Below are 16,494 nucleotides of genomic sequence, written 5' to 3'. Positions count from 1 at the left end.
CATTACTATCAGAGTTAGCATATCATGCGATTTTTTGCAGACCGCTTGCCATTGTCTATTACACCTTTTAGATTACTTAGATTGCCCATCATATTTTGTCTATCCCTTCTCCCGCTCGATATTAGGATTTTCCGTTATGTCAGAGAACGTTAGCACTACTCGTCCAACACCACTTTTACAAGATACCTTTACTGTCGGTAGCCGTACCTTTTCTTCGCGTCTGCTGGTTGGTACTGGCAAGTATAAAGACATGACAGAGACTGGAGAAGCCATTGCCGCTTCAGCAGCCGAAATCGTGACCGTCGCCATTCGCCGTGTCAATATTGGACAAAATAGTGATGAGCCTAACTTATTAGATGTGATTTCACCTGATAAATATACGATATTACCGAATACTGCTGGCTGCTTTGATGCCGAAACAGCCATTCGCACTTGTAAGCTTGCTCGCGAGTTATTGGGTGGGCATAATTTGGTTAAGCTTGAGGTATTGGGGGATGAAAAAACCTTATATCCAAACGTTATGGAAACCTTAAAAGCTGCCAAAGTATTGATCGATGATGGTTTTGAAGTAATGGTTTATACGTCAGATGACCCTATCGTTGCACAAGAATTAGAAAGCATGGGCTGTGTCGCTATTATGCCGCTTGGCAGCTTGATTGGTTCAGGACTTGGTCTACTCAATCGTCATACACTTAGCTTAATAATCGAAAATGCTAAAGTACCCGTATTGGTTGACGCTGGTGTCGGCACTGCGTCTGATGCTGCACTTGCGATGGAGCTTGGCTGTGATGGCGTACTGATGAACTCAGCCATTGCCAATGCACAAAATCCAGTAATGATGGCACACGCAATGAAACATGCTATGTGGGCAGGCCGCGCTGCGTTTTTAGCAGGTCGTATGCCTATGCGTAAGATGGCTACTGCCAGCTCACCACAAACTGGGTATTTCTTTCAATAAATTGAAGCATAAATGACATGTCATAATAGAGCGTGTTGAGTATTTACGTATAGTGCTGTCAGTGCTATGGTTGATTGCTTAACACGCTCTATAAAATAATAAAAAATGTTATTTGATTGAATATCTACTTATTATAATTTTTACATAACACTTATCGTCATAAAAGGATTTATTATGCGACTTCTCACAGCAGTCGACCAGTTGTTTCTACTTCTTGAGTCGCGTAAACAGCCCATGCACGTTGGTGGGCTGTTTGTATTTGAATTACCAGACAATGCGGATAGCGATTTTGTCTATCAATTGGTAAAACAAATGCAAGAATCTGATGTGCCGCCCAGCTTTCCTTTTAATCAGGTACTTGAGCATTTAGCCTTTTGGAAAAAAGACAAAGACTTTGATGTCGAGCATCATTTGCATCATGTCGCGCTACCAAGTCCTGGACGCGTACGTGAACTATTGATGTACGTCTCAAGAGAACATGGACGTTTATTAGATCGTGCCATGCCTTTGTGGGAATGTCATGTCATCGAAGGTATACAGCCAGAAGTCGAAGGTGGACCTGAACGTTTTGCATGGTATTTTAAGATTCATCACTCTTTGGTTGATGGCATCGCAGCGATGCGTTTGGTTCAAAAATCCTTATCACAATCGCCAACCGAACCAGTGACCCTCCCTGTCTGGTCGTTGATGGCGCGCCATCGCAACCAAGTAAACGCTATCTTACCTGCCGAACGATCTATCAGGGGCGTCATAAAAGAGCAGATATCTACCATCAAACCTGTATTTACAGAATTGCTAGATAATGTGAAAAACTACGGTGATGAAGGGTACGTCGGTACTTTTGACGCCCCAATGAGTATCTTGAATAAACGTATATCAGCCTCACGACGTATAGCCGCACAGTCTTATGATATAAAGCGGTTTAACGATATAGCCGAAAGGCTCAAAATTAGCAGGAACGATGTGGTACTGGCGGTCTGTGCGGGTGCTATTCGTCGTTATCTAATCTCAATGGATGCACTACCAAGCAAACCGTTGATTGCGTTTGTACCGATGTCACTGCGTACTGATAACAGTATCTCGGGCAATCAGCTGTCATTTGTATTGGCAAATTTGGGTACGCATTTGGACAATCCACTGCGCAGGATAGAGCTTATCCATCGTAGTATGAATCATGGCAAACGTCGCTTTCGCCGCATGAACCAAGCGCAGGTCATTAACTACAGTATCGTCTCATACGCGTGGCAAGGCATTAATTTGGCGACAGGACTGTTTCCTAGAAAGCAGGCATTTAACCTGATTATCTCTAACGTACCTGGTTCTGAAAAACCGCTGTACTGGAATGGTGCTCGTTTGCAATCATTGTACCCCGCTTCTATCGTCTTCAATGGTCAAGCGATGAATATCACTTTAGCCAGTTATCTAGATAAGATTGAGTTTGGTATTACCGCTTGTAGCAAGGCATTACCTCGCGTACAAGATATGCTCATGCTGATAGAAGAAGAGTTGCAGCTGCTAGAAACTACCAGTAAAGAATTAGCATTCAAAGGCATTACTGTCAAAGATAAAAGCAGCAATAAGGGTAATGATAAAACAAAAAAGCTGGCTCCATAATGGAACCAGCTTTTTTCATTCATGCTCAATCTAGACACTAACCACATCTAAATCCTGAAAGCGCTAAACGTTAATACCATTAAGATTAACGTTTAGATTGCGTCACCCCAGATTGGTACAACTGTTTGCATCAATGGCTTAAGCAATTTCACATTACAAGCAAAGATAGAGCCTGATGTCATAGAGTTGTGCGCGCCAGTATGATCAACCACCACACCGCGTGCTTCAGTTACGATAAGCTCGCCCGCAGCGATGTCCCAAGGCTTGATAGACATCTCAAAATAACCGTCAAAACGACCAGCAGCAACATAGCACAAATCAAGCGCAGCTGAACCCATACGACGTACCTGACCACCTGCCTCAGATATCTTCTGCAAGCTCTCAAAGTGCTGTTTCGCAAAAGAAACCACTTCGCCATTGCGCTTACGCTCAAGCGGATGACCGGTCGTAAAGAAACCGCCATCAATGGTTTTGCGCTCGCTCACTTGCATACGGCGATTGTTCAAACGCGCGCCTTTACCGCGGCTCGCTGAGAACATCTCATCACGTACTGGATCATAGACCACACCATGTTGGGTAACGCCTTTGTGCTGTACTGCGATAGATACGCAGAACTGCGGTACACCGTGGACAAAGTTCTTAGTGCCGTCTAGTGGATCGATAATCCAGCACCAGTCAGCATCTTCGCCGCGGCCTTCTTGCATACCGAACTCTTCACCCAAAAATGAATGATTAGGATAGCTGGCTTTTAGCGTCTCAATCGTGAGCTCTTCGCTAAAGCGATCAATACGGGTAACCAAACCATCAAGTCCTTTAGACTCAATATCTAACTCGATTTTGTGGCGGTTTTGATGCGCATATAAAATCTCTTTACCAACTTTTTCAGCAGTACGCGCTGCGATGACGACCATGGGTTCCATAAATAACCTATTTGCTTGATGAATGAATATAAAAAATAAGACTAACTTTGTGCCCACAACATGCCAAACAGCCGCCGCATCACACCACATCTATGCGATTAAAAACGTGTCTCTTATAAACGAAAACTTATAAAAGATACCCGCATTATACTAAAATTGTTCAATAAAAACGAAAAAACCGTCACGCTGACCAAGCCAGTACTTTGGCGATCATATAAACTGCGCAAGTTGTAAAAAAGTTAACACCTGCGGCTAGCAGGCGTTTGCTCTGTTTAAGGAGCTTATGTTAGTTTTAATTAACACATTTTTAGCGCATTAATTTTTTAAAATAATATTGTAACGCTTACGATAAGAGCATTTTAAGTTGCTTAATTACGCCCTCGACATCTAAACCACAGTCAGCCAATTGTTCTGCTTGGGAGCCATGTGCAATAAAGCGGTCAGGAATACCGATATTAGCAATAGCTGGACGACTTTGCTTAAAGGCTGCCGACTCATTGAGTAAATACTCATTCACTGCACTACCTGCGCCGCCCATAATCATGTGCTCTTCTAGGGTTGCTATATGAGTAACCCCTTGCGCTAATAACGTCTCAAGCATTGCTGTGTCTAGCGGTTTTACCCAGCGCATATTGACCACCTGTATCTGGCAATCTAACGCTGCATCATTATTTATTAAGCTTTCTGCGGCTTGCTGAGCAGTTGCGACCATCGTACCAAAGGCCAATAGTGCCAATTTGTAAGGCGCATCAGCTTTACCTAATACTGACTCGACCACCGCTTCACCAACTTTATAAGTTTGAGCTGGCTGCTTAATATCAGCACCTGTGCCTGTACCACGCGGATAACGTACCGCCGTGCAGCCTGGATACTCATAGCAAGTATTGAGCAAGTGGTAGCATTCGTTCTCATCTTTTGGCGCTGCAATCACCATATTAGGTACACAACGTAAAAATCCAAAATCAAACACGCCAGCATGCGTGGCACCGTCTTCACCGACTAAGCCCGCTCGATCAATGGCAAACATTACATCGAGATTCTGTAAGGCCACGTCATGAATCAGCTGATCATATCCACGCTGCAAGAACGTTGAATAAATCGCGACAATAGGTTTGACGCCTTGAGTTGCCATCCCAGCCGCTAGCGTGACAGCGTGTTGCTCAGCAATGGCCACATCAAAGAAACGCTCTGGAAAGTGACGAGCAAAGTCCGTCATCCCTGATCCTTCTTCCATGGCAGGGGTGACAGCTAGTAGCTTATCGTCTTCGGCCGCTTTATCACATAAGAATTGGCCAAACACTTGCGAATATTTTAACGCTGGCTTTGTACTTGGTTGTTTTTTTAGCTGCTCTATAGAGTCAGCTTTAGACGCTTCATGTTCTTTATGATTTTCTACTGGCAACTTACTGATTGCGTGATAGCCCACTGGGTCTAATTCTGCTGGCGCAAAGCCTTTACCCTTAGTGGTATAGATATGCACTAGTACTGGGCCTTTTACTTGCTTCGCCAGTGACAATACGCGCAGTAACTCAGGAATATTATGCCCATCAAACGGACCAAAATAGGTAAAACCAATGGCTTTGAATAAGTTATCTTCTAGCTGCGGAACATCGCGCATCTCTTTATGACGTTTGCGGCGATCGAACGCTTGCATATCAGGACGATGACAGAGTACTGGCTCACCTGACGCAGAGATATCAACTTGATAACCTGACTCCCAAAGCATGGCTAAATGTCGTGAAAATCCACCAATAGAGCAAGATATCGACATATCATTATCGTTTAGGATGACCAGCAAATCAGCATCTTGCTGTACTGCGTCATTCATGGCTTCAAATGCCATGCCGCCCGTCATTGCACCATCGCCGATGATGCAAGCAACCGTTTGCTCGCGGCCTCGATAACGCAGTGCGAGACTCATACCCAGACCAGCTGAGATAGAGGTCGATGAATGCCCAACGCCAAATGTATCGTAGACAGATTCTGCGCGCTCAGGAAATGCTGTCAGACCATCTTTAGACCTGATAGTACCTAGCTGCTCACGGCGACCTGTCAGTACTTTATGAGCATAGGCTTGATGACCTACATCCCAGACAATTTGGTCTTGCGGCGTCTCTAACAAATAGTGCAATACTATGGTCAGCTCAACCACGCCCAAATTGGCACCAAAATGCCCACCGCTTTGACCAGCTGAATACAATAGAAAAAGGCGCAATTCATCAGCCAGCGTAATAAGCTTGGCAGCCGAAAGCGTGCTGAGGTCAGTGGGTGTATCAATTGCATCAAGCAACGGCGTATGAGGACGCACACGTGGAATCACAGTATAGGTCTGCTGTAAGCTCGATAACTGAGCAGCAGAATCCAGCACTGATGTAGATAGGGACTGAGACTTTGGAGAATGAGGTGACTGCTGCATAAACCGTACGATACCTACCAATCTGCTGACAAGACGTGTCTTTAAAATATAGCGGTGACTATAATCAAAAGACGTCAATAATACCTACATCATTATTGATGTAATCGACCATATAATTATTCATGCAACTTTCGTATTTGTATAGCTGCGCTACTTACGACAGTAGACACGCTAGCACAATAGACCGCGCGTCAATACCAACGTTTTGATATCAAAATATTGATGCTTTCATACTATTGACAACTGAGGGGTGACATTATGCCCTATTATTTTGCATCAATAGCGGATGTTAGTGACGACATAGTAATGTAAGGGTAAAGACTTGTCACTGTATCCGTCAAAATAGTATGGCATAATAGCATTTTTTTTTAATTGTCGCTTTAATCATCGTGCGTCGTCTGTGAACTTTGTGTGTTTTTATAAAAAATACAATGAGCACGCTGTCTTTATGAACAGGTTATACTGGTATCATCTTAATTTTAGCAGTAAAGTTTAGGTGACATGCTCATCTCAACTAATAGTTATATCGAAAACAGTAGTTATCTCGAACAGTAACCGGCTCAAACAGCGCTCATCTAGAACAGCAATAACATACTTTTCACCGCCACGACTTTAGGCTTATGTAGGACAGCAATGTCATATCAATTTATCACTAGTGCCAAATTACCCACTCGTCACGGCGAGTTTGATATTCATATCTTTGAAAATAGCGAAGGTCAAGAGCATGTCATGCTGACCGTTGGTCTAGCTGTGGTCGATCAACAGAAAAATGTCATGGCTAGCCAATCCTCAAACGACACGATATTGAACCAAAAGAACGAATCGATAGCGAAGCAAGTACCGCTCATTCGCATTCATTCTGAATGTCTGACAGGCGATGCGTTTAGCTCATTGAAATGTGACTGTGGTCCACAGCTCAATACTGCCATGCAAGCCATCCAAGAGTCAGGTTGCGGTGCGATTTTGTATTTGCGTCAAGAAGGCCGCGGTATTGGTTTGACCAATAAGATTCGTGCGTACGCCCTCCAAGATCAAGGACATGATACGTTGGATGCAAACCTCATGTTAGGCTTACCGGCCGATGCACGTATCTATGATATGTGTGGTCCGATGCTTGCCCATATCGGTGTCGACGCTGTCAGGCTCATCACCAACAATCCAAACAAAGTCGCTTATCTGACTGAGCATGGTATTGATGTAGTCGAACGGGTTCCATTGTTGGTCGGTGTCAATGATATGAATGCGGAATATCTAGCAACCAAACGTGATCGCATGGGCCACTTGTTTGATAAAAATATCAATCTTGATATAGACGCTTCTCTCGATACAGACCTTAATACCGCCATACACCTGAATAAATAGATATCTTATGAGTATTACAAATACAAATAACGAAACAGACTTATCAACGGTAGCATCAGTGACGACGCCAACCAATAACGACATCATGCGAGTGCGTGAATTTTTGGTTGATTTACAGGCACGTATCTGTGAATCGCTAGAAGCACAAGAGCGTGACGGCAGCATTAATGACAATGAGTATGCGACCTTTGTACCTGATGACTGGGAACGTCCTGAAGGCGGCGGCGGTCGGTCATGCGTATTGGCAGATGGTGAAGTCATCGAAAAAGCGGGCGTCATGTTTAGCCATATTCATGTACATAACCTACCTGCCTCTGCGACTGCGCGTCACCCCAATATCGCTGGACGTAAAGCTCAAGCAATGGGCGTATCACTGGTTGTCCATCCCAGAAATCCAAACGTGCCTACGAGCCATGCCAATGTGCGTTTATTCGTAGCGGAAGCGGAAGGCGAAGCGCCTATTTGGTGGTTTGGCGGTGGTTTTGACTTAACGCCATTCTATCCAGTACTCGCTGATTGTGTACACTGGCATCAAGTTTGTCATGATCTATGTGCGCCTTTTGGAGACAATATTTACGCTGATTTTAAGCAGTGGTGTGACGAGTATTTCCATCTGCGCCATCGTGATGAGCAACGCGGTATTGGTGGTTTGTTTTATGATGACGTCAGTACTGAAAGTCGTGGCTGGGACTTCGAGACCTGCTTTAACTTTATGAAAGCCGTGGGCAACGGTTATCTTGACGGTATCATGCCGATTTTTGAACAACGTAAAAACACGCCTTATACTGAAGCGCAGCGCGAGTTTCAACTCTATCGCCGTGGCCGCTATGTCGAGTACAACCTAGTCTACGATCGTGGCACGCTATTTGGGCTACAGAGTAATGGACGTATCGAATCCATTCTAGTCAGTATGCCACCACTTGCCAGCTGGCATTATCGTTTTGAGCCTGCTGAAGGAACGCCTGAATTTGAGTTGACCGATTATTATCTAAAGCCACGTGATTGGTTAGCACTGTAGTTTCCGTAAATATCACGGCATTCATATTTTTTGAGAATACTAAGAAGGTCAGCCTCTATTCGCTGGCCTTTTTTATTGTCAGTACTATCCAAAAGAACTCTTCTCACATTCTTATCGTACAGAAATATGTTGTGTAGCTACTATACAATCACCGCAACTAACCTTAAGCACACACAACCAAGTTAAAGTATGCTTATTTAAAATATTACGAGGATATAACAACTATATAATTCCCAACGCGCAGATAACCGTTACAATAGAAGACGTTCTTTATTAGCAACTGTGCTCAGAAGAATTTTAGGCAGTATTTTGTATAACTATATTTTAAGTCAAAGCGAGCGTTTTTAATCGCGCTTACTATTAGCCAAGTTTAAAGGAGTAAGTCATATGGCACAGGTTCATACCAACAAATCTTTCAAATCTCTGTTTAGCGTTACTTTGATAGCGGCTGCACTGGGTCTAACGGCCTGTAGCACCTCAACAGGATCTAACCCTGACGTGCAAGCGCGTCAAGACGCCATGAAAAACTGGGGCGATGCAATGGGCGTTATGGGTGATATGGCAAAAGCACCTGACACATTTGATGCCGATGTATTTAAAGAGCAAGCGGCGTTCTTGGCGGAAGATGCCGCCAAGCCTTGGAGTCATTTTGAAGATCCAGAAGCGGTAGGCAATGCTACCGAAGCGGTTTGGTCTAATGCTGATGGATTCAGTGCTGAAGCGGAAAACTTTCAAAAAGTCACTGCTGAGCTAAACGCCGCCGCCCAAAACGCCACTAGCATGGACGATGTTAAGCCTGCGTTTGGACAAGTTGGTGCAAGCTGTAAATCATGCCATACCGACTTTAGAGCGAAAGACGAATAAAGCTTTGTATTTATAGCACGTAGACACGTATAAAAAAACCGCCATATCAATTGATGTGGCGGTTTTTTAGTTTTCTGAATAATGTGGAAATCAAAGTTTTAACACTAATTAAATATTTCACCGAGCGCCCTACTCTGCTACTGTTTTATTCACATCCACAACGTCTTGCTGCTCGTTCATTTTATTAACGATTGCACTCACTGAAGGATCACTCAAATCGATCGTACGTATTGGGAATGGAATATTTACGCCCGCTGCATCCAACGAGTTTTTGATACCTACAATTACTTGATGAATCGAGGCAACCTTATTGGCTTGCGTACCATCTTCGATAAACCAGCGTACCATTAGATCAATGGACGAACCACCAAAACCAGTAGCAATCACGCTTGGCGTTGCTTTCTTCGAGACGCTCTCTATCTTATCTAATGCTTTTATAATCTCAGCTTTGGCCGCTTCGATATCATCTTCATAACCGATACCAACTGCGACTTGCAGACGGCGCTGCTTATAAGCGGTATTGACGGTCAATGCTGAGGTATAGAGATCTGAATTTGGAATCACCACTTGACGGCCATCATAAGTCCTGATGGTGGTTGCGCGAATTTTGATATCTTCGACTGTTCCTTCATAGTCGCCTGAGACAATCTGATCACCGATACGAAACGGCTCTGAAATTAGCAGCAAGATACCAGAGAGTAAGTTTTGGAAGATATCCTTAAAAGCAAAACCGATAGCAACGGAACCAATACCGAGCGCGCCAATCAGCTTAGCAGGGGTGAATCCTGGCACTGCAATAACCATCGCTATCATAAAACCAATAAAGAAAATAAGCGCCCCACCTATCCGCTGAAACACCTTCACCAAATTTTGATGACGCACGCGCGCGCCTAAGGTTTTATGCACTACTTTTTTGAAAATAATCGACAATAGCCAAAAAATCCCCAACACAATGAGCGCCGCCACAAAATATGGAATGCGCTCAATAAAGCCACTTGCCAAGTCTTGCGTGGTATAGACCACTTGTTGATAGATGGTTACACCATCGGTTAGAGTATTCGATATGCGACTCACGTCGGGGGTGGGCATAAAGGGTTGCTCCTATTGCTGTCTTAGCGCGTGTTTAAGGGGATAAACAAATGAAAACCTCACTGCTTCTTTGCCAGTTATGACATCAAATCAGCTTGTACGATTTCGATCCAATAGCCATCAACGTCCTTGATAAAAGCAATATTTTTCATGCTGCCATCTTCTGGACGCTTTTTAAATTCGACGTCATTTTTATCAAACCAAGCAACTGCTTCTTCTAAATTCGGTACGCTAAAGCAAATATGACCAAAACCTTGTGGATCTTGATTGCCGTCATGATAGCTAAAGTCAGCTTTTGTCTCGGTACCGTAGTTGTGCGTCAACTCTAAAATACCACGTTGACGGAAAGCAAAAATTTCTAGATCATCGCCAGTTGGCAAGTTTTCGCGCTCGCTCTCAGTCAACTTAGCCAAGAAATATAAATCGAATCCCATGTCAGGGAACTTCTTAACAGCAAGCAAGGTCATGCCCAAGACACCAGTGTAAAACGCTAGTGATTTAACAGGATCTTTGACACGTAGCATGGTGTGGTTAAAAGTAAAACCGGTCGTCTGTGATGAAATTGGCTGAACACCATCCATATTAACGCTGCTAGCAGGCTGGTCTATTGCGTCGTTATTGTTGTTAGATGAAGTAGACATAATTATCCTAATATAATTCAAAAATAAATACATAAACACGCAAATCACGATTGTCGTAATTTGCGCCGTTCTCTTATCATAATAAAAAATGGCAAAATAACTGATAGGGTTTTGTAAGAATATGAACAAGGTATGTTCGTCTTTATGCCCTAACTAGCTAGTTATCTGAATCTACCTAAGACTGATTAGCTATCTAAAAAACGCACTTTTCCTGTCTCTAAGTCATACTCAGCGCCGACTACCAATAGCTGACCACTATTGGTTAAGTCCTCTAATGCACGTGAGCCATGCTTTAGCTGACTGACTGACATACGTACGTTCGCGCGGATAGAGCGATCGACCAGCTCGTCTGCATCGACGTCTTGACCATTAGCAGTTGCCAGTTCGTGCAAGTTATAAACGCTTGGGCGAATACGATCAACGATAGATTGCAAGTTAGGTGAATAGTTCTGCTCAGGGTTAATCAATGTCTCAACGCAAGCCGTGACAGCGCCACATTTTGAATGTCCAAGTACCACTACCAATTGCGTACCAAAGGCTTCAGCTGCAAACTCGATTGAACCAATCTGCGATGGTGCAACCACGTTACCCGCAACTCGTATAACAAACAAATCTCCCAAACCTTGATCAAAAACAATCTCAACGGGTACTCGCGCATCTGAGCAACCCAAAATAATAGCCAATGGATTTTGATCCTTGACCAACTCTGGACGGCGCTGCATATACTCATCGGTACTGGTGAGGCTATCAACGTAGCGTGCATTACCTGCTTTTAAAAGCTCAAGCGCTTCTTGACCTGTGGTTGGACGTGTATCGGTAGGCATGAGAGATCCTTTATCATCAATAATATTAGAGTTATAAGCTGTTTTGCATATATGTATTCAAGCACAGATTGGCTAATTATCGCCAAACTATCAGGCTAATCATGTTTGTCAGCCATAACGTGATTGTATAGCAATAAAAACCAAAAAATGGTAAAAAAATTTGTCTAAATATCGCTAGGTGAATGTAGTCACATCTAAAAAGACAGCTGTATATATCGCTGCTACGACAGTATGACTCGCGTAACTTATAACGAACTTGCACTGAATTCTATTAAGGGTTTGTTATAATACGCATCATTCAGGCAGCAATCAGGCAGCATTTAGACCGCGCTTACGCTCATGCCAATCCCTATAATGACAGCCAGCTGCATATAGCTATTGGACGCTCAGGAACAGATATTATGACCGACTTATCTCAAAATACGCATAACACCTCTGCGTCACCTCATGATGATCAGGTGCTGCTGCAACTGACTGGTCTAAAAAAAACCTATGATCAAACTGAAGTCCTAAAAGACATCAACCTTGATATCAAGCATGGTGAGTTTTTGACGTTACTTGGCCCATCAGGCTGTGGTAAGACGACATTACTACGCTTGATTGCAGGCTTTGAGCAGCCGAACGCTGGGGCGATATATTTGGATGGCGTACAGATGGCAGGCTTGTCCGCTGATAAACGTCCGGTCAATACCGTATTTCAGCAGTATGCGTTGTTTCCTCATATGAGCGTTGCCCAAAACGTGGCTTATGGCCTAAAGCTAAAAAAAGTGCCAAAAGCTGAGATTCAAAAACGCGTCAGTGAGATGCTAGCGATGGTACAGCTAGAGCATTTGGCCAACCGCAAGCCACAAGATCTATCTGGTGGTCAGCAGCAGCGAGTTGCGATTGCTCGTGCGGTGATTAACCGTCCTAAATTACTATTGCTTGATGAACCGTTATCCGCACTCGATCACAAACTACGCCTGCAAATGCAATCTGAGCTGAAGCGTCTACAACGTGAGCTGGGCATTACCTTCGTTTTCGTGACTCATGACCAAGAAGAAGCGCTGTCAATGTCAGACCGTATTGCCGTGATGAAAGACGGTACGTTCCAGCAAATCGGTACGCCTATCGAGATCTATGAAACCCCTGCCAATCTGTTTACTGCCAAATTTATCGGCGAGACCAATTTATTTAGAGCTGAGGTTAAAGGTGTCCATCCAGACCAGCCAGATCGCGATGGTAAAATGACCAACGGACGTATAGAGGTCGAAGTCTGTGAAGCGCAGGCGCAAGCAGGGCCAACCACCTTACGCAACTTACGTCGTCCCAATTTTGCCAATGATGTACAAGTGGGCGATATCGTCAATTTACTACTGCGCCCCGAAGACTTACGAATATATGATCCAAAAGATAACGAGCATAGTGGACTGTTAGGCCGTGTCATCGAGAGTAACTATAAAGGCAGCACCTTAGACTCGATTATCGAACTGGCAAATGGTCATATCATTAAAGCCTCTGAGTTTTTTGATGAAGACGACCCGAGCTTTGATTACAAACTAAATGAAGGCGTTAAAGTCTCATGGGTAGATGGCTGGGAATGGGTATTGCCAGAAGACTCTGAAACTATGCCAGACACAACTGCACAAAAGGATGGTAGCTGATGGTCCGCAACCACTTAGGCAGTAAAAGTCCATTTCGTACCGCCACGCTTTGGCTAATCTGGGGTTGGCTGCTGATATTTGCACTATTACCAAATATCCTAGTCATCGCTGTCAGTTTTTTGACCCGTGATAGTAGTGCCTTTATCAGCTTGCCAGTCAGTATCGACAGCTATGTGCGGATGATTGACCCATTGTATTTTGAAGTATTTGTCCACTCATTATGGATGGCAGGTATCACAACGGTTATCTGCCTATTGCTTGGCTACCCTTTTGCATGGCTAATATCTAAAGCAAAAGTACGTTGGCAGCCGTTGCTGATGCTACTACTGATACTGCCTTTTTGGACCAACTCTTTAGTGCGGACTTATGCGCTCAAATTACTATTTGCTAACAATGGCTTGATTAATAAATTGCTATTGGCAATCGGCGTAATCGATACCCCTATCGATATTTTATATACCCAAGGCGCGGTGATCGCAGGACTAACTTACTTGTTATTTCCGTTTATGGTGCTACCGCTATATGCCGTATTTACTGACTTACGCAATGACATGCTATTGGCTTCGCAGGATTTGGGCGCAACTAAAACACAGACCTTTTGGCATGTGGTATTGCCACTAACGACCCCTGGGATTATCTCTGGTGTACTGCTCGTGCTGTTGCCTGCAATGGGCATGTTTTATGTGGCGGATATCTTGGGTGGCTCTCGCAATTTACTGGTCGGTAATATTATTAAAAACCAATTTTTGGATGCGCGTGATTGGCCCTTTGGTGCTGCGGCCAGCGTCTTATTGACATTAGCGATGGCGGTATTATTACTGGCCTACCGTGCCAGTAGCCGCCGCATTGGCAAAACTGACTTTAATGAGGTGGCCTAATGTCTTATAGCTCACCGAATAAAAAAACTCGTACGCTCAAGATTGGTAGTATCGCTGCCAAAGGCTATCTCGGACTTATTTATACCCTGTTGTATCTGCCCATCATTGTTTTGGTGGTGCTGTCATTTAACAAGTCGAAAATTGGCTACAACTGGGGCGGCTTTAGCTTAAAGTGGTACGAATCACTATTCAATAACCAAGCGATGCTAGATGCATTTTGGCACTCGATTGTCTTAGGATTGGTGGCAGCCACCGTCTCAACTTTGATAGGCACGCTTACAGCGCTGGCGTTACATCGTTACAACTTTCGCGGTAAAGGCTTACTAAATGGGCTACTGTTTGTCCTGATGATGTCGCCTGAGATTGTATTAGCCATTTCATTATTAGCACTGTTTTTGTTAATCGGTCTACAGTTAGGTTTTGTGTCACTATTATTGGCACACATTACCTTTTGCTTACCCTTCGTCGTTATTACCGTCTTTGCACGATTAAGTAGTTTAGATGAGCGTCTAATGGAAGCGGCACGTGACTTGGGGGCTAACGAATCAACCATGGTGCGCACCGTATTGATTCCAGTTATCTTGCCTGCGGTTATGGCAGGTTGGTTGCTGGCTTTTACCTTATCGCTAGATGATGTAGTGGTGTCGACCTTTGTCACAGGGCCTAGCTATGAGATTTTACCGCTGCGCATTTATTCTATGGTGCGCGTAGGACTCAAGCCAGAAGTCAACGCCATTGGTACGTTATTGCTGGTTGCTTCACTAGTATTGGTGTTTATCTCACAGTTATTATTACGCAAGCGCTAGATGTTGATTGCTGACTAATTGCCTATTAACTACTCATTAATAATGGACTATGAGTGAAAGTCAGCGCTATATTGACTATAATGAATTTTTCTCACCTTAGCGGTTAGGTTATATTATGCTTGAGCTACGTCATCTTAATACGTTAACCGCGCTACGAGCGCATGGTTCACTTGCAGCAGCGGCGGATGAGCTACACGTTACTGCCTCGGCCGTTTCACATCAATTAAAAGAGCTTGAGAACTACTACGACATCAGCTTAGTCAATCGCCGAACTCGCCCGCTTAGCTTTACGCCAGCAGGTAAAGCGGTACTGGCGTTAGCAGACAACATCCTACCGCAAGTAACTCGTACCAAATCTAACCTTAAACGCTTGGCTCACGGCCAAGCAGGCAGATTACGCCTAGCATCAGAGTGCCATAGCTGCTTTGATTGGCTCATGCCGATACTTAACCACTATCGCCGTGAGTGGTCAGATGTCGAGCTAGACTTTGCCACCGGGTTTGAGCCTGAGCCGCATCATCTACTCATGGAAGGTGATATTGATCTGCTTATTACTACCAGTGATTTACCGCTCGACGGTATCAGCTATCAGCCATTGTTTGAATATGAGAGTCGTTTGGTACTCTCACCAACGCATGATTTAGCTGCTCAGAAATTTATTGAACCTGATGATTTGGTTAATGAGACATTAATTGCCTATCCCGTAGAGGCCAAACGTCTCGACATCATTGCTAATTTTATGACGCCAGCACAGGTAAGCTTTGAGAGTGTTCGTACGACAGAGCTGACCGCGATGCTGATTCAGTTGGTTGCCAGTGAACGCGGCGTAGCAGCATTGCCTGATTGGGTAGTTGCTGAATACGAGAAAAAAGGTTGGGTCGTCTCGCGGCCACTAGGAGAAGGGGTTCATTGTCAGCTATACGCCGCGACGCGTACCTCAAGTAAAGATACGGCGTATATGCAGGGATTTGCCAGTTTATTGGAAAGGATTGTAAAGCCAGTTTAATATTCCACTGTTTATTATATTTTTTGGTTATAAAATATCGTTCGCTTTCTTACGTTATGGTAGGCGTTAGTAAAACTGATGGTTCCCTAGTGAGGACTTGAATGTTTGACTGTAGCTAAGTGATTTCACTGTATATGAGATTTTAGGTTGAATCAATGTACATCTGAGTGTACTTAATGATCGAAACAATTAATTAGAATATTTTTTAGTGCTGGCAACCCAATGAAGACTTACATCTTCTTCTTTCAAAGGTACAGTTTCAATTGTACGACCCTAATCATCAGAAGGTTCAATTTCATATACGGGAGGAGTCACATCAAAGATATGTGGGAGTTTCCTAAAAACTGTGTAACTGCTTATAATCCATTAACAGGAGAATAAGCAATGACTAACCAAAACGACATTAAAAAACTGGCCCAGCAGATGGCTGGTAGCATGAAAAGCTTCGATGACAT

Annotated in this window: 14 protein-coding genes; 9 read left to right on the top strand and 5 right to left on the bottom strand. The window is 43.9% G+C overall.

Annotation, left to right across the window (positions count from 1 at the left end):
* Nucleotides 1-136 precede the first annotated feature (136 nt).
* Together JMX91_RS08185 and JMX91_RS08180 are read left to right on the top strand one after the other, a co-directional pair.
* Nucleotides 137-958 (top strand): thiazole synthase, encoded by an 822-nt coding sequence (locus JMX91_RS08185; RefSeq protein WP_201548488.1) that lies wholly within the window; start codon nt 137-139, stop codon nt 956-958.
* 174 nt (nt 959-1,132) lie between these two features.
* The gene (locus JMX91_RS08180; RefSeq protein WP_201548487.1) at nt 1,133-2,572 is read left to right on the top strand and encodes a WS/DGAT/MGAT family O-acyltransferase; all 1,440 of its coding nucleotides are present in this window, start codon (nt 1,133-1,135) and stop codon (nt 2,570-2,572) included.
* Nucleotides 2,573-2,664: 92 nt separating this feature from the next.
* On the opposite strand, the gene JMX91_RS08175 is transcribed toward JMX91_RS08180, so the two are convergent.
* Nucleotides 2,665-3,492, bottom strand: coding sequence for an inositol monophosphatase family protein (locus JMX91_RS08175; RefSeq protein WP_201548486.1), 828 nt, complete (start codon nt 3,490-3,492; stop codon nt 2,665-2,667).
* A 343-nt stretch (nt 3,493-3,835) separates the two neighbouring features.
* On the bottom strand, nt 3,836-5,908 hold the full coding sequence (gene dxs / locus JMX91_RS08170) for a 1-deoxy-D-xylulose-5-phosphate synthase (RefSeq protein WP_201548485.1): 2,073 nt from the start codon (nt 5,906-5,908) through the stop codon (nt 3,836-3,838).
* A 633-nt stretch (nt 5,909-6,541) separates the two neighbouring features.
* On the opposite strand from dxs, the gene ribA reads away from it, so the two are divergent.
* The 3 genes from ribA to JMX91_RS08155 all read left to right on the top strand — a co-directional run bounded on the left by ribA (nt 6,542) and on the right by JMX91_RS08155 (nt 9,152).
* Nucleotides 6,542-7,270, top strand: coding sequence for a GTP cyclohydrolase II (ribA, locus tag JMX91_RS08165; protein ID WP_201548484.1), 729 nt, complete (start codon nt 6,542-6,544; stop codon nt 7,268-7,270).
* Nucleotides 7,271-7,277: 7 nt separating this feature from the next.
* Nucleotides 7,278-8,288, top strand: coding sequence for an oxygen-dependent coproporphyrinogen oxidase (hemF, locus tag JMX91_RS08160; protein ID WP_413786787.1), 1,011 nt, complete (start codon nt 7,278-7,280; stop codon nt 8,286-8,288).
* Nucleotides 8,289-8,675: 387 nt separating this feature from the next.
* On the top strand, nt 8,676-9,152 hold the full coding sequence (locus tag JMX91_RS08155; protein ID WP_201548483.1) for a c-type cytochrome: 477 nt from the start codon (nt 8,676-8,678) through the stop codon (nt 9,150-9,152).
* 129 nt (nt 9,153-9,281) lie between these two features.
* On the opposite strand, the gene JMX91_RS08150 is transcribed toward JMX91_RS08155, so the two are convergent.
* The 3 genes from JMX91_RS08150 to JMX91_RS08140 all read right to left on the bottom strand — a co-directional run bounded on the left by JMX91_RS08150 (nt 9,282) and on the right by JMX91_RS08140 (nt 11,706).
* Nucleotides 9,282-10,241 carry a mechanosensitive ion channel family protein gene (locus JMX91_RS08150; RefSeq protein ID WP_201548482.1) on the bottom strand — a complete coding sequence of 320 codons (960 nt, stop codon included), beginning with the start codon at nt 10,239-10,241 and terminating at the stop codon, nt 9,282-9,284.
* Nucleotides 10,242-10,318: 77 nt separating this feature from the next.
* On the bottom strand, nt 10,319-10,882 hold the full coding sequence (gene gloA, locus JMX91_RS08145; protein ID WP_201548481.1) for a lactoylglutathione lyase: 564 nt from the start codon (nt 10,880-10,882) through the stop codon (nt 10,319-10,321).
* Nucleotides 10,883-11,067: 185 nt separating this feature from the next.
* Complete coding sequence (locus JMX91_RS08140; RefSeq protein ID WP_201548479.1) at nt 11,068-11,706, bottom strand: carbonic anhydrase; 639 nt, start codon at nt 11,704-11,706, stop codon at nt 11,068-11,070.
* Nucleotides 11,707-12,107: 401 nt separating this feature from the next.
* Here JMX91_RS08140 and potA point away from each other — a divergent pair, with 401 nt between their 5' ends.
* The 4 genes from potA (at nt 12,108) to JMX91_RS08120 (ending at nt 16,039) form a co-directional block, all read left to right on the top strand.
* A complete protein-coding gene (gene potA, locus JMX91_RS08135) occupies nt 12,108-13,349 on the top strand; it encodes a spermidine/putrescine ABC transporter ATP-binding protein PotA (RefSeq protein WP_201548477.1) in 1,242 nt (413 codons plus the stop codon).
* Nucleotides 13,349-14,227, top strand: coding sequence for a spermidine/putrescine ABC transporter permease PotB (gene potB, locus JMX91_RS08130; RefSeq protein WP_201548475.1), 879 nt, complete (start codon nt 13,349-13,351; stop codon nt 14,225-14,227). Before potA ends, potB begins: the two co-directional genes overlap by 1 nt.
* A complete protein-coding gene (gene potC, locus JMX91_RS08125) occupies nt 14,227-15,033 on the top strand; it encodes a spermidine/putrescine ABC transporter permease PotC (protein ID WP_201548473.1) in 807 nt (268 codons plus the stop codon). The genes potB and potC overlap by 1 nt, the downstream gene beginning before the upstream one ends.
* A gap of 115 nt (nt 15,034-15,148) precedes the next feature.
* Nucleotides 15,149-16,039 carry a LysR family transcriptional regulator gene (locus JMX91_RS08120; RefSeq protein ID WP_201548471.1) on the top strand — a complete coding sequence of 297 codons (891 nt, stop codon included), beginning with the start codon at nt 15,149-15,151 and terminating at the stop codon, nt 16,037-16,039.
* Nucleotides 16,040-16,494: the final 455 nt, after the last annotated feature.

It is taken from the genome of Psychrobacter sp. Pi2-1, from assembly GCF_904846645.1.
Classification (GTDB): Bacteria; Pseudomonadota; Gammaproteobacteria; order Pseudomonadales; family Moraxellaceae; genus Psychrobacter.
The sequence above is the reverse complement of the archived record's forward strand: the minus strand, read 5'-3'. Positions and strand labels throughout refer to the sequence as shown.

Coding starts and splice junctions, on each gene's coding strand:
- JMX91_RS08185 (WP_201548488.1), top strand. CDS start 137: ATGTCAGAGAACGTTAGCACTACTCGTCCAACACCACTTTTACAAGAT.
- JMX91_RS08180 (WP_201548487.1), top strand. CDS start 1,133: ATGCGACTTCTCACAGCAGTCGACCAGTTGTTTCTACTTCTTGAGTCG.
- JMX91_RS08175 (WP_201548486.1), bottom strand. CDS start 3,492: ATGGAACCCATGGTCGTCATCGCAGCGCGTACTGCTGAAAAAGTTGGT.
- dxs (WP_201548485.1), bottom strand. CDS start 5,908: ATGCAGCAGTCACCTCATTCTCCAAAGTCTCAGTCCCTATCTACATCA.
- ribA (WP_201548484.1), top strand. CDS start 6,542: ATGTCATATCAATTTATCACTAGTGCCAAATTACCCACTCGTCACGGC.
- hemF (WP_413786787.1), top strand. CDS start 7,278: ATGAGTATTACAAATACAAATAACGAAACAGACTTATCAACGGTAGCA.
- JMX91_RS08155 (WP_201548483.1), top strand. CDS start 8,676: ATGGCACAGGTTCATACCAACAAATCTTTCAAATCTCTGTTTAGCGTT.
- JMX91_RS08150 (WP_201548482.1), bottom strand. CDS start 10,241: ATGCCCACCCCCGACGTGAGTCGCATATCGAATACTCTAACCGATGGT.
- gloA (WP_201548481.1), bottom strand. CDS start 10,882: ATGTCTACTTCATCTAACAACAATAACGACGCAATAGACCAGCCTGCT.
- JMX91_RS08140 (WP_201548479.1), bottom strand. CDS start 11,706: ATGCCTACCGATACACGTCCAACCACAGGTCAAGAAGCGCTTGAGCTT.
- potA (WP_201548477.1), top strand. CDS start 12,108: ATGACCGACTTATCTCAAAATACGCATAACACCTCTGCGTCACCTCAT.
- potB (WP_201548475.1), top strand. CDS start 13,349: ATGGTCCGCAACCACTTAGGCAGTAAAAGTCCATTTCGTACCGCCACG.
- potC (WP_201548473.1), top strand. CDS start 14,227: ATGTCTTATAGCTCACCGAATAAAAAAACTCGTACGCTCAAGATTGGT.
- JMX91_RS08120 (WP_201548471.1), top strand. CDS start 15,149: ATGCTTGAGCTACGTCATCTTAATACGTTAACCGCGCTACGAGCGCAT.